Below are 24811 nucleotides of genomic sequence, written 5' to 3' on the forward strand. Positions count from 1 at the left end.
TGGCGGGAAGTTCCCTTGACCCGGATCGACCGCTAAGACGCGCGGCATGCGACTGGCTTTCCTCGGTACGCCCGACTTCGCCGTACAGGCGCTCGCCGCCATCGTGGCGGCCGACCATGACGTGACGTGCGTCTATTCGCAACCGCCGGCGCCGCGGGGCCGCGGTCACGAACGCCGTCCCTCACCCGTCCACGCCTTCGCCGAGGCGCGCGCCATTCCCGTGCGCACGCCCGTGTCGATGCGCGACCCGGAGGCGATCGCCGCCTTCCGCGCGCTCGACCTGGATGCGGCCGTGGTGGTGGCCTTCGGCCAGATCCTGCCGGCCGAGGTGCTGGAGGGGCCGCGCCTGGGCTCGTACAACGTGCACGCCTCCCTGCTGCCGCGCTGGCGGGGCGCGGCGCCGATCCAGCGGGCGATCATGGCCGGCGACGCGATGACGGGCGTCCAGGTCATGCGGATGACGGAAGGCCTGGACGAGGGTCCCGTGCTGGCGACCGCAACGGTCCGGATCGGCCCGCTGGACACCGCCGGCGACCTGCACGACCGGCTGGCCGCGGCCGGCGCCGACCTGATCGTCCGGGCCCTGGCCGACATCGAGGCCGGTGTCGCGGTGGCCCGGCCGCAGTCCGCCGAGGGCGTCACCTACGCCCGCAAGATCGGCCCCAGGATCGCGCGCCTGGACTGGACGAAGGATGGCCGCACGCTGGACCAGAAGATCCGCGGCCTGTCGCCATTTCCGGGCGCCTGGTTCGAGCTGCCCACGGCGAAAGGGCCGGCGCGCGTGAAGGCGCTTCTCTCGCAGTTCGAGGAGGCTGACGTGGAAGCCGGCGTTCCGCCCGGCGTGACGCTGGACGACCGGCTCCTGGTGGCCACGGGCGACGGCGCCGTGCGGCTCCTGCGGGTGCAGCGCGAAGGCAAGGGGCCGCAGGACGCCGACACCTTCCTGCGCGGCCAGCCCGTCCCGGCCGGGACGAGACTGGGCTGATGCCCCGCTACCGCCTCCTCGTCGAGTATGACGGCCGCCCCTATCACGGTTTCCAGGCCCAGGCCGGGCTGCCGTCGGTGCAAGGCGCGCTGGAGCGGGCCATCCGGGCCTTCTGCGGCGAAGACCTGCGGGTGAACGCGGCCGGCCGCACCGACGCCGGCGTCCACGCCACGGGACAGGTCGTCCACGTCGATCTCGCCAAGTATTGGCCCGCCGAGACGGTGCGCAACGCGCTGAACGCCCACCTGGTCCCCGAACCCGTCGCGGTGATCGACGCGCAGGTCGCCGTGGGCGACTGGCACAGCCGGTTTTCCGCGACGGGGCGACGCTACCTCTACCGGATCCTCAACCGGATGGCGCCGCCGGCGCTGGACCAGGGCCGAGTCTGGCACGTGAAGAAGCCATTGGACGCCGCGGCCATGCACGCCGCCGCCCAGGTGCTGGTGGGCCACCACGACTTCACCACCTTCCGCGACCTGGCCTGCCAGGCCAAGTCGCCGGTGAAGACGCTGGACGTGGCCGACGTGCGCCGCGAGGGCGACGAGGTCCTGCTGGTGTTCGCCAGCCGTTCGTTCCTGCACCGCCAGGTGCGTTCGATGACCGGCACCCTGGCCGAGGTGGGCGTCGGGCGCTGGACGGCCGCCGACGTGCAGGCGGCGCTGGCGGCCAGGGACCGCCGCGCCTGTGGTCCCGTGGCGCCGGCGGAAGGCCTGTATCTGACCCAGGTGGTCTATTGATCGCGTTGCGTCGGAGCCGCACCGGGCCTTAGCTTGGCCACATGAGCCTGCCGCCCCTGCCCGCCCAGCCCGACAGCGTCCCCTGGCCCACTCGCACGTGGCCGACGGGCGACCTGCCGCCCGCGCTGAAACGCGCCCGCTTCGAGGCTCTGACGGCCGAAGCGTTCGACGCGCCAATCTCGGACCGGCTGGGCAAGACCCACGCCCTGTTGCTGGTCCAGGGCGGTCGGATCGTCTTCGAACGCTACGGCGAAGGCTTCGTCCCCGAAGACACCCAGCCGTCGTGGTCCAAGGCCAAGAGCATCACCCACGCCCTGGTCGGCCTGCTGGTCGGCGACGGGCGGTTGGACATCCATGCGCCGGCGGCGGTTCCCGAGTGGCGGAGCGAGGGCGATCCGCGCGCGGCGATCACGCTCGACCACCTCCTGCGGATGTCGAGCGGCCTGAAGTTCGTGGAGGACTATGTGCCCGGCCACGTCTCGGACGTGATCGAGATGCTGTTTAACACCGGCAAGGACGACGTCGCCGCCTACGCCGCCCGCCAGCCGCCGGCCCATCCGCCGGGGACGTTCTGGAGCTACGCCAGCGGAACCACCAACATCGTCGCCCGGCTGGCCGGGGACGCTGCGGATGGGGACATCGCCGGCTTCATGCAGACGCGTCTGTTCGGTCCGCTGGGCATGACGAGCCCGATCCCCAAGTTCGACGCGGCCGGCACGTTCATCGGCTCGTCCTATTGTTTCTGCACCCCGCGCGACTTCGCCCGCTTCGGCCTGCTCTACCTGCGCGACGGCGTGTGGGAAGGCCGACGCCTGCTGCCCGAGGGGTGGGTCGACTATGCGCGCACCCCGACGCCGCAGCCGCCCGGGACGACCGAGGGCGCTTACGGCGCGCACTGGTGGCTGGGCGTGGGCGGGCCAGGCTCGTTCTCGGCCAACGGCTACGCGGGACAGTACACCGTCCTGGTCCCCGATCTGGACCTGATCCTGGTCCGCAACGGCGATACGCCGCTTGAAAACAAGGACGATCTGAAAGCCTGGGTCGGACAGGTGATCGACACCTTCCGCTAAGAGGCGGTCGGCCATAGGGAGGCGGCCAAAGCACCACGGAGTCGTTCTCGAATGTCGCAAGGCCCCTGGACCCACCATCACCGCAGCGCCGGCGTCGCCGACGACATCGATTTCGAGATCAAGGGGCAGGAGCTCCAGTTCCTCGAGATCGAGCTGGACCCGGGAGAGAGCGCGATGGCCGAGGCCGGGGCCTTCGTCTGGAAGGACGCCAGCGTTCAGATGACCACCGTCTTCGGCGACGGTTCGGCGGGCGACGCCGGCTTCATGGGCAAGCTGCTGGGGGCCGGCAAGCGGCTGGTCACCGGCGAGAGCCTCTTCACCACCGTCTTCACCCATCAAGGCCCGGGCAAGGCCAGGGTGGCCTTCGGTTCGCCCACGCCGGGCTCGATCCTGCCGATCAAGCTGGATCAGGTGGGCGGAAGCCTCATCTGCCAGAAGGACAGCTTCCTGGCGGCCGCCAAGGGCGTCTCCATCGGAATCCACTTCCAGCGACGCATCATGACCGGCCTGTTCGGCGGCGAAGGCTTCATCATGCAGAAGCTGGAGGGCGACGGCTGGGTGTTCGTCCAGATGGGCGGAGCGCTCGTCGAACGGGAGCTGAAGGCCGGCGAGTCCCTGCACATCGACACCGGCTGCGTGGCCGCCTTCACGGCCGGCGTCGACTTCGACCTCGTGAAGGCCGGCGGGGTCAAGAGCATGCTGTTTGGGGGCGAGGGGCTGTTCTTCGCCCGTCTCACCGGCCCGGGGACGGTGTGGATCCAGTCGCTGCCCTTCTCGCGCCTGGCCGGGCGCATGCTGGCGGCGGCCGGAAGCTATGGCGGGCAGAACCGCGGCGAGGGTTCGATGCTGGGCGGTCTGGGCGATCTGATCGGCGGGAACCGGTAGGTCAGCCGGCCTGAGTCCCTGGCCTGAGTCCCTGGCCTGGCGCCGGTCAGGCGAAGGCCGCGCGCCGGCGGCGGACCAGGGAGCCGACGGCGCCGAAGCCCATGATCATCATGGCCCAGGTCGCCGGTTCGGGAACCGCAGCGGTCAGGAAATCGGGGCCCTTGAACGTGCCCAGGTGGACCTGTGCGCCCTGGTTGAACGCCGCAGCGACCAGCGAACCTTCGATGCGGCCGGTGTTGGTGACCGTGGCGTAGGGAGCCAGGATCGAGCCGTGCATCATCCGGTCGATGCTGAGGTTGGTGGCGTCGGCGAAGTTCCAGATGATCCAGGGATTGAGCGCGGCGTTGTAGCCGCCCACGGCGTTCATCGTCCACGTCGCGCTGGTCCCGCGCACGTTGATGATGATCGGCATCGGCGAACCGAAGACGTTGAAGTTCAACTCGTTCGACGACAGCAGGCTGGCGTCGATGTCGAAGAGGGCGAAACCTGCGCCGCTATCCACGACGTTGAAGATCGGCCCCTGTCCGCCCATCGTGATGGAGCTGAGGTTATCGTCCAGGGTGATGACGCTGAGCGCCGCGGAAAGCGCCTTGAGGTCGATCTCGAGCTTGTTCGTCTCGGCCGTGAGCGTGTCGGTCAGCGCCTGGGTGAAGGCCGTTCCGAGATTGGTCTGCACCGTCGCGCCGTTGCCGTTCAGGTAGCCGGACTGGGCTCCGCCCGCCTGGATGCTGGATCCGGTCGAGCCGTTGGTGTTGGCGATCGCGCCGCCCACCTGCACCGTGGCGTTCTGGGCGTTGAGGTTCATGGTGGAGACCGAGCCGCCGATCGTGGCGCCGGCCGGGCCGATCGCGCCGTCGCCGCCGTTCGAACCGGCGTTGATGTGCAGGTTGCTCACCGTAGCGTCACCGCCCACGGTCAGCGTGACGCGATCCGACGGCGTCAGCCCCTGATTGGCGTTGCCCGTTCCGAAGATGCCGTTGTTCCCGGAGAGGTTGCCCCCGACGTAGACCTTGCCTTCGATGCTGTGGTTGGCGGTCATGTCGCCGAGCACGATGATGTTCAGCTCGCGCATGGCCTGCAGGCCGTCGGCCGCGTTGCCCGCAGCCTGGGCCGAGCCCGCCGCGCACACGAGAGCCGCTCCCACCATCGCCGCCAGCTTGAAACGCATTCGCCTGATCCCAGCGCATCCACTCACCCACACTCGGGCGAGCGTGGCTATAGCTGCATCCTCGCTGTGATGCGCAACGGATTCCCCTGAGCCGGGTGTTCACCTCGCCCTTCAGTGGAGGTGGGGGCGCACGGTAGGCGATTCAGCCGAAATAGCGGGCGATGATGCGCGAATAGACGCGCTGGAGCGTGCGGATTTCCTCCACCGGCGCGCGCTCGTCGACTTGGTGCATGGTCTTGCCCACCAGGCCCACCTCGATCACCGGGCACAGCGCCCGGATGAAGCGCGCGTCCGAGGTGCCACCCGAGGTGGAGAGTTCGGGCGAATGGCCCGTGACGTCCGCCACGGCCTGGGCGACCAGCTCGGTGAAGTCGCCGCGCTCGGTCAGGAAGGCCTCGCCGCTGATGTGCGAGGTGACCGAGACCTTGCCCGGGAAGCCGGCCGCGGCGCGCCACGCCTCCAGGTCGAACCAGTCGGCGAGCTGACGGCCCGTATGGTTGGGATTGAAGCGGATGTTGAGCCGGGCCCGCGCCACGGCGGGGATCACGTTCGTCGCCGTGTTCGGCATCTCGATCAGGGTGACCTCGAGGTTCGACGGCTGGAATTCGGGATAGCCGTCGTCCAGCTTCCGGTCCTGCAGCGCCGTCAGCATCCTGATCAGCGGCCGGGCCGGGTTGGCGGCGCGGTGCGGATAGGCCACGTGACCTTGCACGCCCTCCACCACGATCTCGGCGTTGATCGAACCGCGTCGACCCACCTTGACCATGTCGCCGAAAGTCTCGGCCGAGGTGGGTTCGCCCACGATGCAGTGGTCGATGACCTCGCCCTCGGCCATCAGGGCCTCGACGACCTTCACCGTGCCGTCGGTGGCCACGCCCTCCTCGTCGCCGGTGATGAGGAAGGACAGCGAGCCCGTGACCTGGCCCGCCGCGATGGCCTCGGCCGCCGCGGCCGCAAAGGCGGCGATGGCGCTCTTCATGTCGACGGCGCCGCGCCCGATCAGCACGCCGTCGGCCACCTCGGCGGCGAAGGCGTCCTTGGTCCAGGCGGCGGCGTCGCCCACCGGCACCACGTCGGTATGGCCGGCGAAGCAGAGGTTCGGCGCGGCGGTCCCGTAGCGGGCGTAGAGGTTCTCGATCTCGCCGAACCGCATCCGGCGGCAGACGAAGCCCAGCCCGGTCAGGGTCTGTTCCACGACGTCCATCGCGCCGGCGTCGGCGGGCGTCACCGAGGGACGGCGGATCAGGTCGCGGGTGAGTTCGACGGCGTCTATGGCGGCAGGCATGCCGTCGATCTACCTAGCAATGGGACGAGACGCGAGGGGATCATGGCCAAGATCGACATCGACGCTCTGGAGGTCCGCTCGGGCTGCAGCTATCCGCATCCGTTCAGGGACATCTGCCTGGGCGCCGCCTGGCGCACGCTGGGCGACGCCGCGGGTCTCACCGACTTCGGCGTGAACCTGGTCCGCCTGCCTCCCGGAACGTGGTCCAGCCAGAGGCACTGGCACACCGCCGAGGACGAGTTCGTCTGGGTCCTGGAGGGCGAAGTCGTCCTGGTGGAGGACGACGGCGACCACCTGCTCCACGCCGGCGACTGCGCCGGCTGGAAGGCGGGCGAGGCCGACGGCCACCATCTTCAGAACCGCTCGGACCGCGACGCCGTCTATCTGGAGGTCGGCTCGCGCCGGCCGGCCGTCGACGAATGCGACTATCCCGACATCGACATGCTCGCCGGTCCGGCGGGCTACCGCCACCGCGACGGGACGCCGTATCCGGAGGATTGAGGATGGTCGCGCTTCTCCCCACAAAAGGAGAAGCGCTGCGCCCTCAATCCCGCAGCAGCTCGTTGATGCTGGTCTTGCTGCGGGTGCGCTCGTCCACTCGTTTCATGATCACCGCGCAGTAGGTGGACGGCAGGCCGGGGTCCACCGGGTTGGGGCGGTTCCCGGACACCACCACCGAATAGGGCGGCACCTCGCCGGTGAAGGTCTCGCCCGTACGGCGATCGATGATCGGGGTGGTGGCGGTGATGAAGGTTCCCATCGAGAGCACCGAGCCCTCGCGCACGATCACGCCCTCGGCCACTTCGGCCCGGGCGCCGATGAAGCAGTTGTCCTCGATGATGGTGGGATTGGCCTGGAGCGGCTCCAGCACGCCGCCGATACCCGCCCCGCCCGAGATGTGGACGTTCTTGCCGATCTGGGCGCACGAACCGACGGTGGCCCACGTGTCGACCATCGTGCCTTCGTCGACGTAGGCGCCGATGTTGACGAACGACGGCATCAGGACCACGCCCTTGTTCACGAACGCTCCCTTGCGGACCACGGCGCCCGGGACGGCGCGGAAGCCCGCGGCCTCGAAACGCGCGGCGTCCCAGCCGGCGAACTTGCCCGGGACCTTGTCCCAGAACGGTCCGGGGACGTCGGCCTCCATCACGCGGTTGGGCGAGAGGCGGAACGACAGCAGGATCGCCTGCTTGGCCCACTGATGCGTCGTCCAGGTCCCGTCGGCGCCGCGCTCGGCCACGCGCAGGCGGCCGGCGTCCAGCTGCTCCAGGGTCTCGAAGACGGCGTCGCGCACCTGGCCAGTGGTGGCCGTGTTGATCGTATCGCGCGCCGCCCATGCGGCTTCGATCACGGACTTCAGGTCTTCGGACATCAGAGGGCCTCTCTCAGGCGCGCGCCCGTCAGGAACGGCGCGAGCTTCTCGGTGCGATGGTGGACGAAGGGTGCGGTGGACCGGGGCGCCCAGGCCCCGACCAGAACGGTGGTCATGCCCAGCTCCGCGGCCGGGGCGAGGTTGCGCTCGGAGTCCTCGAAGAACGCCGTGGCGACGGGGTCGATGGCGTGCGCCGCGCCGATGGCCTGGAACGCGCGCGGGCTGGGCTTGGGCTCGTAGCCCGACGAGGCGATATGGAAGACGTCGTCGAACAGGCCGGTCAGTTCCAGCCGCTCCAGAACGCGCCGGGCGTGGACGTCGTCGGCGTTGGTGAAGATCAGCCGTCGTCCCGGCAGCCGCGCCAGGCCCGCCAGCAGGTCGGGGTCGTGCGCCAGGGCCTCCAGCGACATGTCGTGGAAGATGGCGTGGAACTCGGCCGGGTCGACGCCGTGGTTCAGCATCATGCCCTTCAGCGTCAGCCCGTGCTCGGCCAGATAGGCCTTCTGAAGCGCGAAGGCCTCGTCGCGCGGCAGGCCCGTGGCCTTCTGCACGAAGTCGGTCATCCGGCTGGTGATCTCGGCCATGAAGCCGGATTCTGCCGGGTAGAGCGTGTTGTCCAGATCGAACAGCCAGGTGTCGACGTGGGCGAGGTCGGCGGTCATCGCCGGATCAGCGTGCCCGCGCCGAACTCGGTGAAAAGTTCGACCAGCATGGCGTGCGGGCGGCGGCCGTCCAGGATGACCACGGCCTCGACCCCCGATTCCGCCGCGGCGATGGCGGTTTCCAGCTTGGGGATCATGCCGCCGGTGGCGACGCCGTCGGCGATGGCCTGGCGCGCCTGGGCGACCGTCAGTTCGCGGATCAGGTCGCCGTTCTTGTCCAGCACGCCGGGCACGTCGGTCAGCAGCAGCATGCGCTTGGCTTCCAGCGCGCCCGCCAGCGCCCCGGCCACCGTGTCGGCGTTGATGTTGTAGGTCTGGCCCTCGGCCGAGACGCCGATCGGGGCGACCACAGGGATATAGTCGTCCTGCGAGGTGATCAGGTCTTCCAGCAACGTGGTGTCGATGGCGCTGGGCTCGCCGACGAAGCCCAGATCGACCACCTTCTCGATCTGGCTGTCCGGATCCCTCTTGGTGCGCCGGACCTTCTCGACGGTGATCAGGCCGGCGTCCTTGCCCGACAGGCCCACGCCCCGCACCTTGGCCTCGGCGCCGGCCTGGGTGATCCAGCTCGCGATCTCCTTGTTGATGGCGCCCGACAGCACCATCTCGGCGATCTCCATGGTCGCCGCGTCGGTCACGCGAAGGCCGTCCACGAAGGTGGACTTCACCCCGGCTCGCTCCAGCATGGCCGAGATCTGCGGCCCGCCGCCGTGGACCACCACGGGGTTGATCCCCAGCATCTTGAGCAGGACGACGTCGGTGGCGAACAGCCGTGCGACCGCCTCCTCGCCCATGGCGTGGCCGCCGTATTTGATGACCACGGTCTCGCGGTCGTAGATCTGAATGTAGGGCAGCGCCTCGGCCAGGGTCTTCGCGGTGGCCCAGCCCTGCGCTTGCGTCTCTTCGCTCAATTCTTCGCCCTCGAACCTGCGGCGTCCCGATAGCGGACGAGGGCGCCGATGTCACCCGGCTGTGGACTCCGGCGTCCGCGGGTGCGCGGTCTAGATCGCCGCCTCCGGCAGCAGACGCTCGAAGTGGGCGTTGACCGCCGCATAGCACTCGCAGGCGGCCCGCTCGAGGCCGGGACGATCGATCACTTCGACGCCTCCGCGCCGCGTCCGGATCAGCCCCCGGTCCTGAAGCGCCCGCGTCACCGCCGTCACCGTGGTGCGCTGGACGCCCAGCATCCCGGCCAGGGCCTCCTGCGTCAGGTGGATCGTCCCGTCTCCGGCCCGGTCGTGGGCCGCCAGCAGCCAGCGGCAACAGCGGGCTTCGACAGGATGCAGCGCGTTGCACGCCACCGACTGCATGATCTGGGCGAGCAGGGCGTCGGCGTAGCGGGCGAAGAGGTCCCCGAAGCGCACCGATCCCTCCTTGGCCGCCTCCAGGTGGCTGGTCGGCACGGCGTAGGCCTCGCCAGGGATCTGCACGACGGCGCGCCCGAAGGCGGGCTTGCTGCCCTCGCTCACGATGCCGCCCACCGCGCCCTCGCGGCCGATCGTGGCGGCCTCCACCTCGTCGCCGTCGCGGGTGACGATCAGCAGCGACACCATCGTGCGGTGCAGGAGGAAGTACGTCGTCTCCACCTCGTCGCCAGGCTCGAACAGGACCCTGCCGCGCGGAAGCCTGACCCGCTCCAGATGCGGAGCCACGACGTCGAAATCACGCGGCGCGAGCGCCGACAGCAGACGATTGCCCCGCTCCCCCGCCCCGGCGTCGAGGGCCGGACGTCGCGCGGTGACGGTCAATTCGCTCATGGCCTTGGAGTCTCCGAAGCTGGGACCCGGGTTGAACGCGCAAACGGCCCCGCTTGTTGCGTCGGGCGTCCGACGCAACGCCTGTTCGACCGGACGGCCTTCAGAGGGTGCGCGACACCACTTCCTTCATGATCTCGGACGTGCCGCCGTAGATGCGCTGGACGCGGGCGTCGCGCCACAGCCGGGCGATCGGGTACTCGTTCATGTAGCCGGCGCCGCCGTGAAGCTGCAGGGCGGCGTCGCAGACCTCCCATTGCAGTTCGGTGTGGAAAAGCTTGGCCGCCGAGGCCTCGGCCGCGGTCAGCTTTCCTTCCAGATGGCGTGCGATGGCCCAGTCGAGGTGCGCCCAACCCGCCTGGAGCTTCGCCTTCAGCCCCGCCAGGGTGAAACGGGTGTTCTGGAAGTCGAAGACGGTCTGGCCGAACGCCTTGCGCTCCTTGGTGAACTTCACGCCTTCGTCGAAGGCGCGCTGGGCGCCGGCCTGGGCCTGAAGGGCGATGCCCAGACGCTCCTGCGGAAGCTGGCTCATCAGGTACGAGAAGCCTCTGCCCTCGTCGCCCAGCAGGTTTCCGACCGGAACGCGGACGTCCTCGAAGAACAGCTCCGAGGTGTCGGCCGAGTTCTGGCCCACCTTGTCGAGGTTGCGACCGCGCTTGAAGCCTTCGCGCGTCGTCTCCACGAGGACCAGGGAGATGCCCTTGGCCCCCTGGGTCGGATCGGTCTTGGCCACGACGATGACGAGGTCGGCGTTCTGGCCGTTGGTGATGTAGGTCTTCGAGCCGTTGACCACATAATGATCGCCGTCGCGGATCGCCGTGGTGCGGACCGCCTGAAGGTCCGAGCCGGTGCCGGGTTCGGTCATGGCGATGGCCGTGATCGCCTCGCCCGAGACCATTTTCGGCAGCCATTCCAGCTTCTGGGCTTCCGAGCCGTAGTTGGCGATGTAGTCGGCGACGATGTCGGACTGGAGCGTGATCCCCGCCGAGGAGCCCGCATAGAACAGCTCTTCCGAGATCACGGCGTTGTAGCGGAAGTCCAGCCCGAGGCCGCCGTACTCGGCCGGCACGGTGGGACAGAGGATTCCGGCCTCCCCGCAGGCCAGCCAGAAGTCGCGGTCGATGATCCCGTCTTCCTCCCAGCGGTCCAGATGCGGGAGGAGCGCGCGCTCGTAGAACTTCCGGACCTGGTCGCGGAACAGGTTCAGCTCTTCGTCGAAGACGGGACGGGCGGCGGTGTCGATCATCGGGCGGGTTCCTCGCAGAGGCCCGTCGCTTAGCGTGATTACGCGGGGTCAGCCTATGCGGCGCAGGCCGCCAGGATCTCGGCGCGGAGTTCGGGGATGCCCTCGCCCTTCTCGGACGAGGTCGCCAGCACGCGCGGGAAGGCGGCGGGACGGCGGGCGATCTTGCGGGTGGTCTCGGCGTGGACCTGCTCCAGGTCGCGGCCGCGCAGTTTGTCGACCTTGGTCAGGACGACCTGATAGCTGACCGCCGCGAGGTCGAAGGCCTCCATGGCCTCGAGGTCCAGGTCCTTCACGCCGTGCCGGCTGTCGATGAGCAGGTAGGCGCGCTTCAGGTTCGGCCGGCCGCGAAGATAGGCGCGCCCGAGGTTCTGGAACTTGTTCTTCTCGCCCCGGCTGACCTTGGCGAAGCCGTATCCCGGGAGGTCGACGAGCCGCAGGGTGTCGTCGGCCACGAAGAAGTTGATCTCGCGCGTCCGGCCGGGCGCGGTCGAGGCCCGCGCCAGGTGCGTTCGCCCGGTGACGGCGTTGATGAGCGAACTCTTGCCGACGTTGGACCGGCCGGCGAACGCCACCTCGGGCAGGTCCGCCGGCGGCAGGCCGTCCATGCGCACCGCGCCCATCAGGAACGTCACGGGATGGGCGAAGAAGACCCGCGCCGCCTCGAGGGCCTCGGCGTCGAACCCGGACTCCGGGGCGGCGGGGCCGGTCACCCGGCCTCCTTCGGCTTGCCCTGGAGGCGGCGGATGATCTGGTCGATCGGGTTGTCCACCTTGAACCGGCGCATGATCACGTACTGCTGGGCCACGGTCAGGATGTTGGACCATGTGTAGTAGACGAGCAGGCCGATCGCGAACTGGGCCAGGATGAAGGTGAACAGGATCGGCATGAGCTGGAAGATCCGCTGCTGGATCGGGTCCGGCGCCGGCGGGTTCATCGAGGTGGTGAGCCAGGTGGTGAAGCCGTACAGGATCGGCAGCACGCCGATGTGCAGGAAGCCCGGCGGCGTCCCGTAGGCGAACAGGCTGCCGATCATGGGCAGCGTGCCGGGATCCCAGGGTATCAGGCCGAACAGGTTGAAGATCGTCGTGGGGTCGGGCGCCGAGAGGTCCTTGATATAGCCCACGAACGGCGCGTGCCGCATGTCGATGGCGAGCTGCAGGACCTTGAAGAGGGCGAAGAAGACCGGGATCTGGAGGAAGATCGGCAGGCAGCCCGCGAGCGGGTTCACCTTTTCCTTCTGGTAGAGCGCCAGGAGCTCCTGCTGCTGTTTCTGCGGGTCGTTCTTGTACTTCTCGCGCAGCTCGGTCATCGCCGGCTGCACCTTCTTCATCTTCGTCATCGCCTCGTACTGCTTGTTGGCGAGGGGGAAGAAGATGAGGCGGACCACGACCGTCAGGATCAGGATGGCGACGCCGAAGTTGCCGACATGGCCGTAGAGCCACGACAGGAAGTCGTAGACCGGCCGGGTCAGGAACCAGAGCATGCCCCAGTCGATGGCCTCGTCCAGGTGCGCCGCCTTCAGCTTGTCCTGATAGTCGCGCAGGATCGGCGCGTTCTTGGCGCCGGCGAAGACATGGGTGGAGATGGTGATCTGTCGGCCGGGCGCGATCGCCTGGGCCTGGCCCACGAAGTTGGCGTCCAGCACGTTGACGCCGGGCGCGCGGGTCAGACGGTACTGACCCTGGATCTGCTGGTTCTGGGCCGGGATCATGGCGGCCAGCCAGTAGTGGTCGGTGATTCCGATCCATCCGCCCTGGGCCGTATAGGTCGGGCTGGAGCCGTCCTTCTGCCATTTGGCGTACTTCAGCGGCCGGCGCTTCTCGAGCCATCCCATGCCGCCTTCGTGGACCACGCCGTTGCGGCCTGCCGTGGGCGGCACGCCCTGGCGCTGCACCGATCCGTAGGGCGCCAGCGTGACGGGCTGGCCGCTGGTGTTGGCGACGGTGTCGGTGACGGTGAACATGTACTTGTCGTCCACCGCGATGATGCGGGTGAACGTCAGCCCCTGGCCGTTGGAATAGGTCAGGGTCACCGGCTGGCCGGGCGCCAGCGTGGAGCCCTCGGCCAGGGTCCAGACGGTCTGCGGCCCGGGCAGGCCCGGGACGTTGGCGCCGGTCCAGCCCGTATCGGCGAACCACGCGTACTGGGTCCCCTCGGGCCGGAACAGCTCCACCGGCGGCGAATCCTTCGCCAGGGTCTGGCGGTGCATCAGCAGGTAGAGGTCGTCGATCCGGGCGCCGCGCAGCGACAGAGAGCCCTTGAGATAGGGTGTGGCGATCGGGACGCGGGGCGATGCGGTGACCGCCGCGTCGCGCGTGACGGCCTGAGGCACGGCCGGCGCGGCAGGCCCGGCGGCGGACGCCGTCGCCGCGGCCGGCGCCTGACGGGCGCGCTCCTCGGCCTGACGGCGCGACTGCGGGTCGATGACGAACACCTGGTAGACCAGGAGCAGAAGGGCCGCGCACACGAAGAAGATGATCGTGTTGCGGGTGTTGTCGTCTCTCATGGGCGGGACGCGGGGCTTCCGTCGGCGGGAGGGGGCGGCGCTGAAGTCTGCGGATGGGGGGCCGCGCGGTCGGCGCCGAGCCTTATCAGCGCGGTTTTCACGTCGTCAAGCAGACGGGGCCAAGGGCGGCCGATGGTCCCGCCTCTGGCGATCAGCACATAGTCGACGCCCGGCGCGCCATGCTGGGGCAGGATCAGGCGGGCGACTTCGCGCAGGCGGCGCTTGGCCCGGTTGCGCTCGACGGCGCCGCCGATGCGTTTGGTGGCGGTGAAGCCCACGCGGATCCTCGGATCGCCATCGCCGCGCGGACGCGCCTGCACGACGACGGCCCCCTTCGCGAAAAAGGGGGCCTGGGCGCAGGCGAGAAACTCGCTGCGCGTCTTCAATCTCTGGATGACAGTCCCGGCGTCCGCCATGCGGACACCTTACCGTATGGCGCGCCTAGGCGCTCAGACGCTTGCGGCCCTTGGCGCGGCGACGAGCCAGGATCTTTTGCCCGTTCTTGGTGGACATGCGCAGGCGGAAGCCGTGACGGCGCTTGCGCACGAGTCGGGACGGCTGAAAGGTCCGCTTCACGAGAGTGGCTCCGGTCGAAAATCGAGCGGCGGTGGATAGTGGAACGTCCGGGGTGTGTCAACCGCCAGGCCGCGGTTCATTCACTCCGCCAGGGTCACCACCACCGGCCCGCGGCGCGTGGCCACCAGGGTGTGCTCGTACTGCACCGTCGGTTCGCCGCCCGGCGGCCGCAGGGTCCAGCCGTCGTCGTTCGTCTCCTCCACCCAGTCGGCGCCCAGGCTCAGGAACGGCTCCAGCGTGAAGACGAGGCCCTCGGTGATGCGGCGCCGCTCGCCCGGCTCATGCCAGGTGGGGATCTCGGTGGGCGCCTCGTGCAGCGCGGCCCCCACGCCGTGGCTGGCCAGGTTGCGGACCAGGCTGTACCCGTTTCGTCGCGCGAAGGCCTCGATCTGGCGGCCGGGTTCGCCCAGGGCGGCGCCCGGCCGGACAGCCCGGATGCCGGTCCACAGCGCACGGCGACCGTCCCGGCAGAGACGTTCCACCCGCCGGCTGACCGGCGGAACCGCGAAACTGGCGCCGGTGTCGCCGAAGAAGCCGTCCAGTTCGGCCGAGACGTCGATGTTCACCAGGTCGCCCGCCTCGATCCGGCGCTCGCCGGGAACACCGTGCGCCACGTCGGGTCCCACGGATATGCAGGTGGCGCCGGGAAAGCCGTAGGTCAGTTCGGGCGCCGGCCGTGCGCCGCCCGTCTCCAGCATCGCCCGGCCCAGGGCGTCCAGTTCGCGGGTGGTGATCCCGGGCTCCAGCGCCTCGCCCATGGCCTTGAGCGTGCGGGCGACCAACCGGCCCGCCGCCTTCAGCTTCTCCAGGTCGTCTTCGTTGCCGATGGTCATCGACGCCACCTCACAGATCGGGTCGGATGATGGTCTTGCCCACCACCTTGCGCTGAGCCAGCGTCTCGTAGGCCTCCCGCCACCGATCCAGCGGATACTCTGCGTGGACCCGCGGCTTCACCTTGCCCTCTTCGGCCAGGCGCCAGATCGCGGCGGTGTTCTCGCGGCCCTTCTCGGGGAACTGACGCCCGTATTCGCCGGCCCGCACGCCGTGGACCGAAAACCCCTTGATGAGGGCGATGTTGACCGGAAGCGTGGGCAGCCGGCCCGACGTGAAGCCGATGGACAGGATGCGCCCGCCAAAGGCGATGCAGCGCACGCTGTCGTCGAAGATGTCACCGCCGACGGGATCGTATATCACGTCCGCGCCGCGCCCCCCGGTCAGCGCCTTCACGCGTTCACGGAAGCCCTCCGTGACGTTCAACAGCGCCTCGGGGCCGTATTCCTCGCCGATCACCGCCAGCTTCTCGTCCGAGGCCGAAGCGGCGATCACCTTGCAGCCCATCGTCCGGGCCAGGTCGACGGCGGCCAGACCCACGCCGCCCGCCGCGCCGTGCACCAGAACCCACTCCCCCGGCTGGGCGTCCGCCGCACGCACCAGAGCCACATAGGCGGTCAGGTAGGCCACGGGATAGCCCGCCGCCTCGCCATAGCTCAGCCGCGACGGCTTGGGTTGCAGGATCGCGGCCGGCAGCACCACATATTCCGCGAAGACGCCGCGCCCGCCCGCACAGACGGCGTCGCCCGGCTTGAAGGCGGTCACGCCAGGGCCCACCGCATCCACCTCGCCCGCCATCTCCAGGCCGCCGATGAAGGGCAGGTCGGGCTTGTGCTGGTGCTCGCCTCGGGTCTGCATCAGGTCGGGGAAATTCACGGCGGCGGCGCGCACCCGCACGCGGACCTCGCCGGGACCCGGCTCGGGACGGGCGATCTCGCGCACGGAGACACCCTGGTAGTCCGGGGCCAGGCGGTCGACGACGAGCGCGCGCATGGTGTCGGCCATCAGCACTGCGCTCCCGGCAGGCCGCGCAGGCCGTCGAGGATCATGGCCACCGCGAAGTCGGCCGCCACGGCGGTGTCGATGGGACGCCGCTCCAGCATCTTGTCGCAGACCTCGCGCGCCACGGCGATGCAGGCGGCCGTCATGTATTCGGAATCCGAGACCGGCCCCCGGCCCGCCTCGATGGCGTCCTCGATCGCATCCTTCACCTCGGCGAACACGGCGGCCATCTCGGGCGTCTCGCCATGGATGTGGGGATGCGGCTCTCCGGCCGGGCGCCGGGCGGCCCAGCTCACATGCTCGTCGGCCATGAATTCGAAATAGGCCACGATGGCGGCGCGGACGAAGTCTTCGAACGACAGTCCCTGGGTCCGCAGCGACTTGAGGACCGGCGCGAACCGCCGGGCGCCGTCGTCGGCGAGGGCGGCGAACACCTCCTCTTTCGAGCGGTAGTAGTTGTAGAACGTGCCCGCGGCGAGACCCGTCCGTCGGATGATGTCGCGCACCGTGGCCGCCTCGTAGCCCAGTTCGCCGAACACCTCGCGCGCGGCGTCCAGGATGGCCTGCCGGTTCTGGACCTTGGTCTGCTCGCGTTTGCCCCCTGAGAGCTTTTCGACGGGGAGGTAGGCGACCTGCGACATGCGAATCCTGACGCGCGAAAGTTGACGCGCGTCATTCTAGAGGGGTGTCCGCTACGACAGCAAAGGGTTTCCGCAAGCGGAAGGCGCCCCCGACACAGCGGACGGCGCCCTGGCCTCCTGCTTCCTGGGCCTCCTGCTTCGCCGGCGCCCGATGGTCCGGCGGCACGGTGCGTCAGACCGTGCGCTGGGCGCGATCCTTCTCGTTGGCGCCCTTGATGGCGTCGCGGGCGGCGGCCCACTCCGCATCGCCCCATTCGGACAGCCGCGCGAACCCGCCCCCGCCCTTCAGATGGCCGCCGCCGTCGATGGCGATGGTCTGGCCGTTCACATAGGCCGAGCCCGGGTCCAGCAGATAGACGGCGAGGTTGGCCAGTTCGCGCATCTCGCCGTTGCGGTTCAGCGGAATGGTCGGGTCGGCCTTTTCGGGCGCGCCGCCCATCGCGCCGGTCGAGCCGGGGTTCAGGCGGGCCCATGCGCCCTCGGTCGGGAAGGGTCCCGGCGCGATGGCGTTGAACCGCACCCCCCGGCCGCCCCACTCCACCGCCAGCGACTGCGTCATGACGTTCAGGCCGGCCTTCGACATGGCCGACGGCACCGTGAACGGCCCCCCATGCCAGACCCAGGTGGTCAGGATCGAGACGACCGAGGCGTGCCGGCCCTCGGCGAGCCAGCGCTTGCCCGCGTCCAGGGTGACGAAGAACGAGCCGCGGAAGACGATGTTGGCGATGGCGTCGAAGCCCCGGGGGCTCAGGTCTTCGGTGCGGCTGATGAAATTGCCCGCCGCGTTGTTGACGAGTCCGGTCAGGGCGCCGCCGGTCCAGACCTCGTCCATCGCCTCGTGGATCGCCTCGGGCACGCGGATATCGCAGGCCATCCCCACGCACCGCCCGCCCCCGGGGTGAGCATCCGTCAGTTCCTTCGCGGTCGCCTCGATGACGCTCCCGCGTCGGCCCCAGATATAGACGTCGGCGCCCAGCGCCACACACGCTTCGGCCATCACCTTCCCCAGTCCGGTGCCGCCGCCGGTGATGAGGATACGCTGGCCCTTCATGAGGCCCGGCTTGAACATCAGGTCGTCAAGGCTCAACTCGGCCATCGTCGCCTCCCTTCGTCGTTGTTGCGACGAGCAGGCCGCGCTGACGTGGGGTCGGTCAAGCGACCACGGCGCCGCCGGCAGCTCTCATGTGGCGCCGCCCTCATGTAGCGCCGCCTTCCCGGCCTCGGACGAAACCGCTCAGATCTGCCGCGCCCGGCCTTCCCAATAGGGCGCTCGCACCTTGCCGCGCTGGATCTTGCCCGCCTCGGAGCGGGGCAGCTCGGTCGCGAAATCCAGGCTGCGCGGAACCTTGAAGCTGGGCAGCGCATCGCGGGCGAACGCCAGGATCTCCTGCGCCAGAAGGTCAGAGGGCTCATAGCCTGGCTTCAGCAGGATCACCGCCTTGACCTGTTCGCCCCACTCGTCGTGCGGCACGCCCACCGTCGCGCTGTCGGCCACCGCCTCGTGCTTGATCAGTTCGTTGTCGACCTCCTGTGGATAGATGTTCACACCCCCGGAGATGATCGTCTCGGCGCTGCGGCCGGTCAGGAACAGGTACCCGTCGTCGTCGAAGTAGCCCATGTCGCCCATGGTGAAGTAGTCGCCGACGCGCGACGCCTGGGTCTTCGTCTGGTCCTTGTAGTAGGTGAAGCCGCCGCCGGGCGGGAGCTGGTGGTAGATCGTGCCCGAGACGTTGGGCGGGCACTCGGCGCCCTGCTCGTCCAGGATCTTCGAGCCCAGCAGCTCGGGCCGCTTGCCCACCGACCCCGGCTTCCGCAGCCATTCCTCGGAGCTGATCGTGAAGCCCGCCCCGCCTTCCGACCCGGCGTAGTACTCGCTGAGGATGGGCCCCAGCCACTCGATCATCGCGTGCTTCACCTCGGGCGGGCACGGGGCGGCGCCATGCACCACGTACTTGAGCGAGGAGAGATCATACTTCGCCTTCACCGCAGCAGGCAGCGCGAGCAGCCGCTGGAACATGATCGGGACCAGATGCATGTGCGTGACCCGGCGCTCGGCGATCGTGGCCAGCGTGCGCTCGGAATCCCATTTGTCGAGGAAGACGAGGGTCGCGCCCGCGCCCATGGCCGCGCGGATGTCGAACGCCAGCGGGGCCGCGTGATAGGCCGGGCCGGCGCAGAGCTGGACCGAGTCCGCGTCGTACCCGCGCAGGGCGTACAGCGCCTGGGGGACCAGAACCGGCGAGGCGCGATGCACCCCCTTGGGGCGGCCGGTCGTGCCCGAGGTGTAGAGCATCTGATTGCCCAGAACCGGGTCGGGGATGTCGGAAGGATCGAGCCCGTCCAGGGCGGACTCATAGGGCGAAAAGCCGTCGATGGCCCCGCCGACGGCGATCTTCAGCTTGAGCCCGGGCGTCTGGTCGGCCGCCGGGCCGGCGGTGGCGATCCGGGCCTCGGCGAAGACCGCCTTCGCCTCGCAGTCGTTGAGAATGTAGGCGATCTCGTCGACGGTCAGATGCCAGTTGATCGGCGTGAGGCGGAAGCCCCCGCGCAGAACCGCAGCCTGGATCTCCACGAACTCGCCGCGGTTGGACATGACCAGGGCAACCGCGTCGCCCGCTTGCAGGCCGGCCGCGCGCAGCCGGCGCACGATGCGGTTCGCGTTGGCGTTGACCTCTGCGAAGTCGCGCGTTCGCCCGTCCGGGTCGATCACGGCGGGCTTGCCGGGCTGCACCTCGGCCCAGACCGCCGTGGTCATGCCGTCGAGCGCCGCCGCCTCGAGCCGAGCGTCCAGCCCACGGCCGTCGATCACCGCATCCATCCCGTTTCCTCCGCACCTCGGCTTTACGCCGTATATTATTCTCGATCTTCGAAGATCGAAGATGGCACGGACGCCGGGGCGGCGGCTAGATGGGCGATGGGGACGTCGCCGCCTCCACAGCGTCGCGCAAGGCCATGCGAACGCGTTCGGGACGCTCCATCGGCAGGAAGTGCGAGGTTCCGGGGACCGTCTCGTGGCGGAGCCTCGGGTTGGCGTCGACCTCGGCGCGATGCTCGTCGATCCGGGCCGTCGAGGCGATCTCGGCGCGCAGCATCCGGACCGGACAACGGACGTCGCGAAGCGCCTGGAACGGATCGTAGTTGTGGGTCCGGAAGTTCGAGGCCTCCCAGGCGGGCGCGCAGGTCAGCGTGACCTCGCCCGTCTCGGTCTCGCGGAAGCCGGCTTCCACATAGTCGGCCAGCTGTTCGGCGCTCCAGGTGCGGAAGGCGCCCCGGCCGCTGTAGGCCGCCACCGCGGCGGCCTTGTCCGGGAAGACGGCGCGCCGACGCTCGGCGCCGTCCGCCAGAGGGTTGGACTCGCCCGAGGCGGCGCGCTTCGGGTCGAAGAACACGGGATCGAACAGCACCAGTCGCCGCGCGCTGTCGGGCGCGGTCGCCGCCGACAGCAGGCAGGTGGTGCCCCCCATCGAATGGCCGGCCAGCACCACGGCCCCCTCCGTCTCCGACCGGAGCAGGGCGATGAGGTCGTCGCGGAACTCGGGCCAGCCCTCGCGGCCTTCCACCACGGCCGGAAGGGTCGAGGCGCCGTGACCGCGCATGTCGACCGCCAGGAGGCGCATCGAGGCCGCCAGCGGCGCCAGGATCGAGCGGTAGGTGCGCGCATTGAAGCCGTTGGCATGGCAGAAGACCACGTCCACCGGCCGTTCCGGCGAGCCGAAATCCAGCACCGCCATCGCCCCGCCCCGCGAAGGCAGGTCCACATGCCGCGCGCGCGGCTCGAATTCGACGCTTCCGTCCATGCCCCTTCCTAGCGGGGCGCCGCTGGGAAAGGAAAGCCGATCAGGCCGCTGCGGGTCGCACTCCGACGCCGTCGCCCGGCCTGCGGATGGCCAGCGCGGCGAACCCGGCGACCAGGGCCAGGGCGCCGGCGATCAGGAAGCTCTCAAGGTAGCGGCCCTGGAGGTCGCGCAGGACGCCCGCGCCGAACGCGGCCGTCGCGGCGCCGATCTGGTGCCCGAAGGCCACCCAGCCGAACACGATCGGTCCCTCCCTGTCGCCGAAGGCCTCGCTGGCGAGCCGCGCCGTGGGCGGCACCGTGGCCAGCCAGTCCAGGCCGTAGAAGACCGCGAACAGCGACAGGCTGACGAGGTTGAACTCCAGGAAGGGCAGGGCCAGCAGCGAGAGCCCTCGCAGGACGTAGTAGGCGAACAGCAGCTTGCGCGGATCGTAACGGTCGGTGAGCCAGCCGGACGCCGTGGTGCCCACGATGTCGAACACACCCATCGCCGCCAGCAGCAGGCCGGCCTGGACCAGCATCATACCCTGGTCGCCGCAGAACGAGATCAGATGCGTGCCGATCAGGCCGTTGGTGGTGAAGCCGCAGACGAAGAAGGTGCCGAAGAGCAGCCAGAAGGCCGGCGTACGGGATGCGCGGACCAGGACGCCCAGCGCCAGCGCCAGCGCGTCGGTCGCCCGACCCGGGGGCGGCGGCGGCTCGATACGGTCGCCGCCATACGGCGCCTGGCCGATGTCGGCCGGCCGCTCGGGCATCAGGAACATCACCAGCGGAACCAGCGCGGCCGCCGCCGCGGACACGGCGATCGCCACCGGCTTCCAGCCCCCGCTCTCGGCGAGGGCGGCCATGCCCGGCAGGAAGATGAGGGACCCCGTGGCCGTCGAGGCGCTCAGCAGACCCATCGCGACGCCCCGGCGGCGCACGAACCACCGGTTCACCACCGTCGCCCCCATCGACAACGCCACGGCGCCGCTGCCCAGGCCCGACAGGACGCCCCAGGTCATGACGTAATGCCAGGGTTCGGCCATGAAGAGGCTGGCCGCGGTCGAGCCGCTCATCAGGATCAGGCCGCCCAGCAGCGTCCGCTTGAGGCCGAGAGTCTGCATCAGCGCCGCGGCGAAGGGGCCTACGAGCCCATACAGGAAGATGCCGAGCGCGGCGGCCGCCGACAGCTGGGCCCGCTCCCAGCCGAAGGCCTGGTGCAGCGGAGTCATCAGCACGCCCGGCGCGGACCGCAGGCCCGCCGCGGCCAGAAGCGCCAGGAAAGTGACTCCGGCGACCACCCAGGCGTAGTTCTGGCCCAGCCGGCCCGCGCGCGCTATCATGCTGTGACTGACCGGTACGGATTGATTTCGCCGATCGATTAATGCGTACCGGTCAGTAACATCGTCAAGGCCTCTCAATGAGCAACGTCAAGCCGCCCGGTGAAAGCCAGGCCCCGAAGGCCGCCGACCGGATCCTGTCGACGGCCAGCGAGCTGTTCTATCGCGAAGGCGCCCGCGCCATCGGCGTCGACCAGATCGTGGCGCGCGCCGGGGCCACGAAGCCCAGTCTCTATCGGGCGTTCGAGTCCAAGGACCACCTCATCGCCGTCTACCTCCAGGGCGAGGGCGACCGCTTCTGGACGTATTTCGACGCCGCCGTCGCCGCCCATCCCGACGACCCGAAGGCTCAGCTCCTCGCCTATTTCGACGGACTCGGTCGCCGGGCGACGGAACCCGGCTATCGTGGTTGCGGCCTTTCGAACGCCGCGGTCGAATATCCCGACCCGGCTCATCCCGGCCGCAAGGTGGCCGTGGAGGAGAAGGGCCGGCTGCGCGACCGCCTCCGCGAACTGACCCGTGCGATGGGCGCCCGCAAGCCGAAGAAGCTGGCCGACAGCCTGCTGCTGCTCATCGAAGGCGTCTTCCTGACCAGCCAGCTCTTCGGCGAGGACGGCCCGGCCGCCGCGGCGCGGGGCGCGGCCGAAGCGCTGATCGACGCCCACACGCGCGGCGCGAGCTAGATCTCCATCTCCGCACCCGCCAGGTCGCAGCCTGCGAGGCGGGCGCCGTCCATCTCGGCCTCCAGGAACCGAGCCCGGGGGGCATGGGCGCCCCGAAGATCCGCCCCGCGGAGCGACGCCCGGCTGAAGTCCGTCCGGACGAAGCGGTTGTCGCCCAGGGTCAGCGGACCCATCTTCGCGCCGCGAAGGTCGGCGCGCGCCAGCTGCGCGTGGGTGAACCGGGCGCCGCGAAGGTCGGCTTCCCGCAGGTTCGCGCCCCGGAAATCGCTGCCCGACAGATCCGCGCCCTGAAGCTGGACACCTTCCAGGTCCATGCCGAAGAAGATGGATCGGGGCGCCGACAATCCCGAGAGCCGCCGCTTCTTCAGCGCCTTCATCGGCCGGAAATCGACTTCGGACAGCTTGATGACCTGACCCTGCCGGCCGTTGGTGTCACAGAACGCCTCGTGCTCGGAAAGCACTTCCGAGAGCGACTTGTCGTCGACGTAGAAGATCGGCGGCGGCGCCCGCAGCACGCCGGTCAGGTCGCAGTCGTCGAGCCGCGCCTGACTGAGGTTCACACCGCTCAGCACGGCCCGCTTCATGGACGCCCCGGTCAGGTCGGCGCCGCCGAGATCCGCGTGCGACAGATCGGCGCCGTCCAGCACCGCGCGCATCAGCTTGGCGCCTGTCAGGACGGCGCCCGACAGGTTGGCGTCGGTGAAGTCCGATGTCATCGCTACGGCGCCGCTCATCTGCGCCCCTGCGAGGTTCGCCCCGGCCAGGACGGCGTAGTTCAACTCCCCCGGCCGATGCTCGTGACGCAGGATGCGAAAGCCGTCCAGCTTGTCCTGCAACGCGATCCGGCCCTCGCGCAGGTCGCAGCCCGCCAGTTCCGCGCCCGCGAGATTGGCGCCGCGCATGCAGACGCCGCGCAGATCCGCCCGCTTGAGGTTCACATGCCGCATGTCGGCTTCGCGGAGATCGGCGCCGAACAGGATCGCCCGCGACAGGTTGGCCCGCGCCAGGGTCGCGCCCGAAAGCCGGGCGCCGGTCAGGTCGGCGTCACGGAGATCCAGCCCTTCGAGCGAACAGTTCGCCAGGTCGGCGTAATGGAGGTTCAGTCGCCGCCCCCCCGAGCGACCGGCCAGATAGCGATGATGCGCCTCCAGCGCCTCGCGCAAAGCCTGGGCGTCGAGCGCGGTGTGATGCTGCTGGGGTTGGGACGACATTCGGGACCTTGCCGTTCACCATGCCGCGACCGGACTTAAGGTGCGGTTGCGGGACAGCCTTAAGCGATCCTGAAACCCGCTTCAGAGCCAGCCGCGATGCTTGAACCAGAGCACCGGCAGCACGGCGGCGACCAGCATCGCGAGAAGGGCCGCGGGGTAGCCCAGGACCCATCCCAGCTCGGGCATCACCCTGAAGTTCATGCCGTAGATCGACGCGATGAGCGTCGGCGGCATGAACACGACCGCGACCACCGAGAAGAACTTTATGATCCCGTTCTGCTCGATGTTGATGAGGCCCAGGGCCGCGTCGAGCAGAAAGGCCACATGAGCCGACTGCTGGCTCGCATGCTCGGAGAGCGACTGGGCGTCACGCTGGAGGCTGTCGAGGTGCGCGCGCGCTTCCGCGGCTCCGGCGATCTGGGGCGCGAGCGCGGCGAAACTGAGCATGCGGGCCAGACTGACCAGGCTCGAACGGGCCAGGGCGGTGAGGGACTGGGCCTTGGCGAGCCCGGTGAGCATCGGACGGAAGTCCCCTGCCTTCGGGCGTTCGAAGATGGCGGACGACGCTTCTTCGACGCGGTGACCCGTCTCGTCGAGCACCTGGGCCAGGCGTTCGATGACCGCATCCAGAAGTCCCAGGAAGGCCGAGCCGCCGTCGGCGCCGGCCTCGATACAGGCCCGCCCCGCAAAGACCGTGAAGGCGCGGAAGTCATGGTAGCGCAGGGTGACGAGCAGGCCCTGGGCGAGGACGAAGGTCACAGGCGCGCCGAACGGCGCCTCCGCCGCGCTCCGGGCCAGCAGCGTGGCCGTCATGAAGGTGGCGCCGCGCTCCTGGTAGAGGCGGCTCGACGGCTCGAGCGCAGCCATCTCGCTCGGGGTCGGGAGGTCCAGGCCCAGGGCGGCCTCGACGGCCAGTTCCTCTTCCCGCGTGGGCCGAAGCAGATCGATCCACACGACGTCGGGCTCGACGCGCCAGCCGGCTTCCGGCGAGACGATATGGAAGGCGGCGTCGCCGCGCCGCAGGACCTGGAGCATGCCGAAGCCTCCGCGCGCCTTTGTGGTCGCGCGTCGCCGCGTGC

At 69.6% G+C, this 24811-nt stretch carries 26 protein-coding genes; 6 read left to right on the top strand and 20 right to left on the bottom strand.

Annotation, left to right across the window (positions count from 1 at the left end; all coding sequences use genetic code 11):
- The first annotated feature begins 46 nt into the window (after positions 1–46).
- The 4 genes from fmt to ABS78_RS10325 are packed head-to-tail and all read left to right on the top strand — an operon-like array spanning position 47 to position 3677.
- Positions 47–985 (top strand): methionyl-tRNA formyltransferase, encoded by a 939-nt coding sequence (gene fmt, locus ABS78_RS10310; protein ID WP_293378136.1) that lies wholly within the window; start codon positions 47–49, stop codon positions 983–985.
- On the top strand, positions 985–1722 hold the full coding sequence (gene truA, locus ABS78_RS10315) for a tRNA pseudouridine(38-40) synthase TruA (RefSeq protein ID WP_293378139.1): 738 nt from the start codon (positions 985–987) through the stop codon (positions 1720–1722). Before fmt ends, truA begins: the two co-directional genes overlap by 1 nt.
- Before the next feature lie 41 nt (positions 1723–1763).
- Positions 1764–2792: a serine hydrolase gene (locus ABS78_RS10320; protein WP_293378142.1), complete on the top strand. Its 1029-nt coding sequence runs from the start codon at positions 1764–1766 to the stop codon at positions 2790–2792.
- A 51-nt stretch (positions 2793–2843) separates the two neighbouring features.
- Positions 2844–3677, top strand: a complete 834-nt coding sequence (locus tag ABS78_RS10325) for a TIGR00266 family protein (protein WP_293378145.1) — start codon at positions 2844–2846, stop codon at positions 3675–3677.
- Between the two features lie 46 nt (positions 3678–3723).
- On the opposite strand, the gene ABS78_RS10330 is transcribed toward ABS78_RS10325, so the two are convergent.
- Together ABS78_RS10330 and dapE are read right to left on the bottom strand one after the other, a co-directional pair.
- Entirely contained in the window at positions 3724–4845 is a 1122-nt protein-coding gene (locus tag ABS78_RS10330; RefSeq protein ID WP_293378148.1) for a collagen-binding domain-containing protein, read from the bottom strand.
- 142 nt (positions 4846–4987) lie between these two features.
- The gene (gene dapE / locus ABS78_RS10335) at positions 4988–6130 is read right to left on the bottom strand and encodes a succinyl-diaminopimelate desuccinylase (RefSeq protein ID WP_293378151.1); all 1143 of its coding nucleotides are present in this window, start codon (positions 6128–6130) and stop codon (positions 4988–4990) included.
- Between the two features lie 42 nt (positions 6131–6172).
- On the opposite strand from dapE, the gene ABS78_RS10340 reads away from it, so the two are divergent.
- Positions 6173–6631, top strand: a complete 459-nt coding sequence (locus ABS78_RS10340) for a cupin domain-containing protein (RefSeq protein ID WP_293378154.1) — start codon at positions 6173–6175, stop codon at positions 6629–6631.
- Positions 6632–6674: 43 nt separating this feature from the next.
- Here ABS78_RS10340 and dapD read toward each other — a convergent pair whose 3' ends face one another.
- The 16 genes from dapD to ABS78_RS10420 all read right to left on the bottom strand — a co-directional run bounded on the left by dapD (position 6675) and on the right by ABS78_RS10420 (position 21841).
- The gene (gene dapD, locus ABS78_RS10345) at positions 6675–7505 is read right to left on the bottom strand and encodes a 2,3,4,5-tetrahydropyridine-2,6-dicarboxylate N-succinyltransferase (RefSeq protein ID WP_293378157.1); all 831 of its coding nucleotides are present in this window, start codon (positions 7503–7505) and stop codon (positions 6675–6677) included.
- Positions 7505–8167, bottom strand: coding sequence for a pyrimidine 5'-nucleotidase (locus tag ABS78_RS10350; protein ID WP_293378160.1), 663 nt, complete (start codon positions 8165–8167; stop codon positions 7505–7507). Before ABS78_RS10350 ends, dapD begins: the two co-directional genes overlap by 1 nt.
- A complete protein-coding gene (argB, locus tag ABS78_RS10355; protein ID WP_293378163.1) occupies positions 8164–9078 on the bottom strand; it encodes an acetylglutamate kinase in 915 nt (304 codons plus the stop codon). The genes ABS78_RS10350 and argB overlap by 4 nt, the downstream gene beginning before the upstream one ends.
- 90 nt (positions 9079–9168) lie before the next feature.
- Positions 9169–9924, bottom strand: coding sequence for a Crp/Fnr family transcriptional regulator (locus tag ABS78_RS10360; RefSeq protein ID WP_293378166.1), 756 nt, complete (start codon positions 9922–9924; stop codon positions 9169–9171).
- Positions 9925–10024: 100 nt separating this feature from the next.
- The gene (locus ABS78_RS10365) at positions 10025–11167 is read right to left on the bottom strand and encodes an acyl-CoA dehydrogenase family protein (RefSeq protein ID WP_293378169.1); all 1143 of its coding nucleotides are present in this window, start codon (positions 11165–11167) and stop codon (positions 10025–10027) included.
- A gap of 53 nt (positions 11168–11220) precedes the next feature.
- The gene (gene yihA / locus ABS78_RS10370) at positions 11221–11787 is read right to left on the bottom strand and encodes a ribosome biogenesis GTP-binding protein YihA/YsxC (protein WP_293378403.1); all 567 of its coding nucleotides are present in this window, start codon (positions 11785–11787) and stop codon (positions 11221–11223) included.
- A gap of 86 nt (positions 11788–11873) precedes the next feature.
- On the bottom strand, positions 11874–13673 hold the full coding sequence (gene yidC / locus ABS78_RS10375) for a membrane protein insertase YidC (protein WP_293378172.1): 1800 nt from the start codon (positions 13671–13673) through the stop codon (positions 11874–11876).
- Positions 13670–14089 carry a ribonuclease P protein component gene (gene rnpA / locus ABS78_RS10380; RefSeq protein WP_293378175.1) on the bottom strand — a complete coding sequence of 140 codons (420 nt, stop codon included), beginning with the start codon at positions 14087–14089 and terminating at the stop codon, positions 13670–13672. The genes yidC and rnpA overlap by 4 nt, the downstream gene beginning before the upstream one ends.
- Positions 14090–14114: 25 nt before the next feature.
- Positions 14115–14249 carry a 50S ribosomal protein L34 gene (rpmH, locus tag ABS78_RS10385; RefSeq protein WP_012520954.1) on the bottom strand — a complete coding sequence of 45 codons (135 nt, stop codon included), beginning with the start codon at positions 14247–14249 and terminating at the stop codon, positions 14115–14117.
- 80 nt (positions 14250–14329) lie between these two features.
- Positions 14330–15082, bottom strand: a complete 753-nt coding sequence (map, locus tag ABS78_RS10390; RefSeq protein WP_293378178.1) for a type I methionyl aminopeptidase — start codon at positions 15080–15082, stop codon at positions 14330–14332.
- Positions 15083–15092: 10 nt separating this feature from the next.
- Complete coding sequence (locus ABS78_RS10395) at positions 15093–16085, bottom strand: NADPH:quinone oxidoreductase family protein (RefSeq protein ID WP_293378181.1); 993 nt, start codon at positions 16083–16085, stop codon at positions 15093–15095.
- Entirely contained in the window at positions 16085–16723 is a 639-nt protein-coding gene (locus tag ABS78_RS10400; protein ID WP_293378185.1) for a TetR/AcrR family transcriptional regulator, read from the bottom strand. Before ABS78_RS10400 ends, ABS78_RS10395 begins: the two co-directional genes overlap by 1 nt.
- A 172-nt stretch (positions 16724–16895) precedes the next feature.
- Positions 16896–17819 carry an SDR family oxidoreductase gene (locus ABS78_RS10405; RefSeq protein ID WP_293378188.1) on the bottom strand — a complete coding sequence of 308 codons (924 nt, stop codon included), beginning with the start codon at positions 17817–17819 and terminating at the stop codon, positions 16896–16898.
- Between the two features lie 138 nt (positions 17820–17957).
- On the bottom strand, positions 17958–19541 hold the full coding sequence (locus tag ABS78_RS10410) for an AMP-binding protein (protein WP_293378191.1): 1584 nt from the start codon (positions 19539–19541) through the stop codon (positions 17958–17960).
- 85 nt (positions 19542–19626) lie between these two features.
- A complete protein-coding gene (locus ABS78_RS10415) occupies positions 19627–20520 on the bottom strand; it encodes an alpha/beta hydrolase (RefSeq protein WP_293378194.1) in 894 nt (297 codons plus the stop codon).
- A gap of 40 nt (positions 20521–20560) precedes the next feature.
- Positions 20561–21841, bottom strand: coding sequence for an MFS transporter (locus tag ABS78_RS10420; RefSeq protein ID WP_293378197.1), 1281 nt, complete (start codon positions 21839–21841; stop codon positions 20561–20563).
- A gap of 77 nt (positions 21842–21918) precedes the next feature.
- On the opposite strand from ABS78_RS10420, the gene ABS78_RS10425 reads away from it, so the two are divergent.
- A complete protein-coding gene (locus tag ABS78_RS10425) occupies positions 21919–22521 on the top strand; it encodes a TetR/AcrR family transcriptional regulator (RefSeq protein ID WP_293378200.1) in 603 nt (200 codons plus the stop codon).
- On the opposite strand, the gene ABS78_RS10430 is transcribed toward ABS78_RS10425, so the two are convergent.
- Positions 22518–23732 (bottom strand): pentapeptide repeat-containing protein, encoded by a 1215-nt coding sequence (locus ABS78_RS10430; protein WP_293378203.1) that lies wholly within the window; start codon positions 23730–23732, stop codon positions 22518–22520. The two genes, ABS78_RS10425 and ABS78_RS10430, sit on opposite strands and share 4 nt — an antisense overlap.
- A gap of 81 nt (positions 23733–23813) precedes the next feature.
- Entirely contained in the window at positions 23814–24767 is a 954-nt protein-coding gene (locus tag ABS78_RS10435) for a magnesium transporter CorA family protein (RefSeq protein WP_293378206.1), read from the bottom strand.
- Between the last annotated feature and the right edge of the window lie 44 nt (positions 24768–24811).

The organism is Phenylobacterium sp. SCN 70-31, from assembly GCF_001724605.1.
GTDB lineage: Bacteria > Pseudomonadota > Alphaproteobacteria > Caulobacterales > Caulobacteraceae > Phenylobacterium.

What these genes read in the sequence shown, in the direction of transcription:
- fmt (WP_293378136.1), top strand. Translation starts at nt 47, where the DNA reads ATGCGACTGGCTTTCCTCGGTACGCCCGACTTCGCCGTACAGGCGCTC.
- ABS78_RS10320 (WP_293378142.1), top strand. Translation starts at nt 1,764, where the DNA reads ATGAGCCTGCCGCCCCTGCCCGCCCAGCCCGACAGCGTCCCCTGGCCC.
- rnpA (WP_293378175.1), bottom strand. Translation starts at nt 14,089, where the DNA reads ATGGCGGACGCCGGGACTGTCATCCAGAGATTGAAGACGCGCAGCGAG.
- ABS78_RS10350 (WP_293378160.1), bottom strand. Translation starts at nt 8,167, where the DNA reads ATGACCGCCGACCTCGCCCACGTCGACACCTGGCTGTTCGATCTGGAC.
- ABS78_RS10425 (WP_293378200.1), top strand. Translation starts at nt 21,919, where the DNA reads ATGAGCAACGTCAAGCCGCCCGGTGAAAGCCAGGCCCCGAAGGCCGCC.
- ABS78_RS10430 (WP_293378203.1), bottom strand. Translation starts at nt 23,732, where the DNA reads ATGTCGTCCCAACCCCAGCAGCATCACACCGCGCTCGACGCCCAGGCT.
- ABS78_RS10325 (WP_293378145.1), top strand. Translation starts at nt 2,844, where the DNA reads ATGTCGCAAGGCCCCTGGACCCACCATCACCGCAGCGCCGGCGTCGCC.
- ABS78_RS10400 (WP_293378185.1), bottom strand. Translation starts at nt 16,723, where the DNA reads ATGTCGCAGGTCGCCTACCTCCCCGTCGAAAAGCTCTCAGGGGGCAAA.
- dapD (WP_293378157.1), bottom strand. Translation starts at nt 7,505, where the DNA reads ATGTCCGAAGACCTGAAGTCCGTGATCGAAGCCGCATGGGCGGCGCGC.
- ABS78_RS10330 (WP_293378148.1), bottom strand. Translation starts at nt 4,845, where the DNA reads ATGCGTTTCAAGCTGGCGGCGATGGTGGGAGCGGCTCTCGTGTGCGCG.
- yihA (WP_293378403.1), bottom strand. Translation starts at nt 11,787, where the DNA reads ATGGGCGCGGTGCGCATGGACGGCCTGCCGCCGGCGGACCTGCCCGAG.
- ABS78_RS10360 (WP_293378166.1), bottom strand. Translation starts at nt 9,924, where the DNA reads ATGAGCGAATTGACCGTCACCGCGCGACGTCCGGCCCTCGACGCCGGG.
- ABS78_RS10405 (WP_293378188.1), bottom strand. Translation starts at nt 17,819, where the DNA reads ATGGCCGAGTTGAGCCTTGACGACCTGATGTTCAAGCCGGGCCTCATG.
- ABS78_RS10435 (WP_293378206.1), bottom strand. Translation starts at nt 24,767, where the DNA reads ATGCTCCAGGTCCTGCGGCGCGGCGACGCCGCCTTCCATATCGTCTCG.
- truA (WP_293378139.1), top strand. Translation starts at nt 985, where the DNA reads ATGCCCCGCTACCGCCTCCTCGTCGAGTATGACGGCCGCCCCTATCAC.
- map (WP_293378178.1), bottom strand. Translation starts at nt 15,082, where the DNA reads ATGACCATCGGCAACGAAGACGACCTGGAGAAGCTGAAGGCGGCGGGC.
- ABS78_RS10410 (WP_293378191.1), bottom strand. Translation starts at nt 19,541, where the DNA reads ATGGATGCGGTGATCGACGGCCGTGGGCTGGACGCTCGGCTCGAGGCG.
- ABS78_RS10420 (WP_293378197.1), bottom strand. Translation starts at nt 21,841, where the DNA reads ATGATAGCGCGCGCGGGCCGGCTGGGCCAGAACTACGCCTGGGTGGTC.
- ABS78_RS10415 (WP_293378194.1), bottom strand. Translation starts at nt 20,520, where the DNA reads ATGGACGGAAGCGTCGAATTCGAGCCGCGCGCGCGGCATGTGGACCTG.
- ABS78_RS10340 (WP_293378154.1), top strand. Translation starts at nt 6,173, where the DNA reads ATGGCCAAGATCGACATCGACGCTCTGGAGGTCCGCTCGGGCTGCAGC.
- yidC (WP_293378172.1), bottom strand. Translation starts at nt 13,673, where the DNA reads ATGAGAGACGACAACACCCGCAACACGATCATCTTCTTCGTGTGCGCG.
- ABS78_RS10365 (WP_293378169.1), bottom strand. Translation starts at nt 11,167, where the DNA reads ATGATCGACACCGCCGCCCGTCCCGTCTTCGACGAAGAGCTGAACCTG.
- dapE (WP_293378151.1), bottom strand. Translation starts at nt 6,130, where the DNA reads ATGCCTGCCGCCATAGACGCCGTCGAACTCACCCGCGACCTGATCCGC.
- ABS78_RS10395 (WP_293378181.1), bottom strand. Translation starts at nt 16,085, where the DNA reads ATGGCCGACACCATGCGCGCGCTCGTCGTCGACCGCCTGGCCCCGGAC.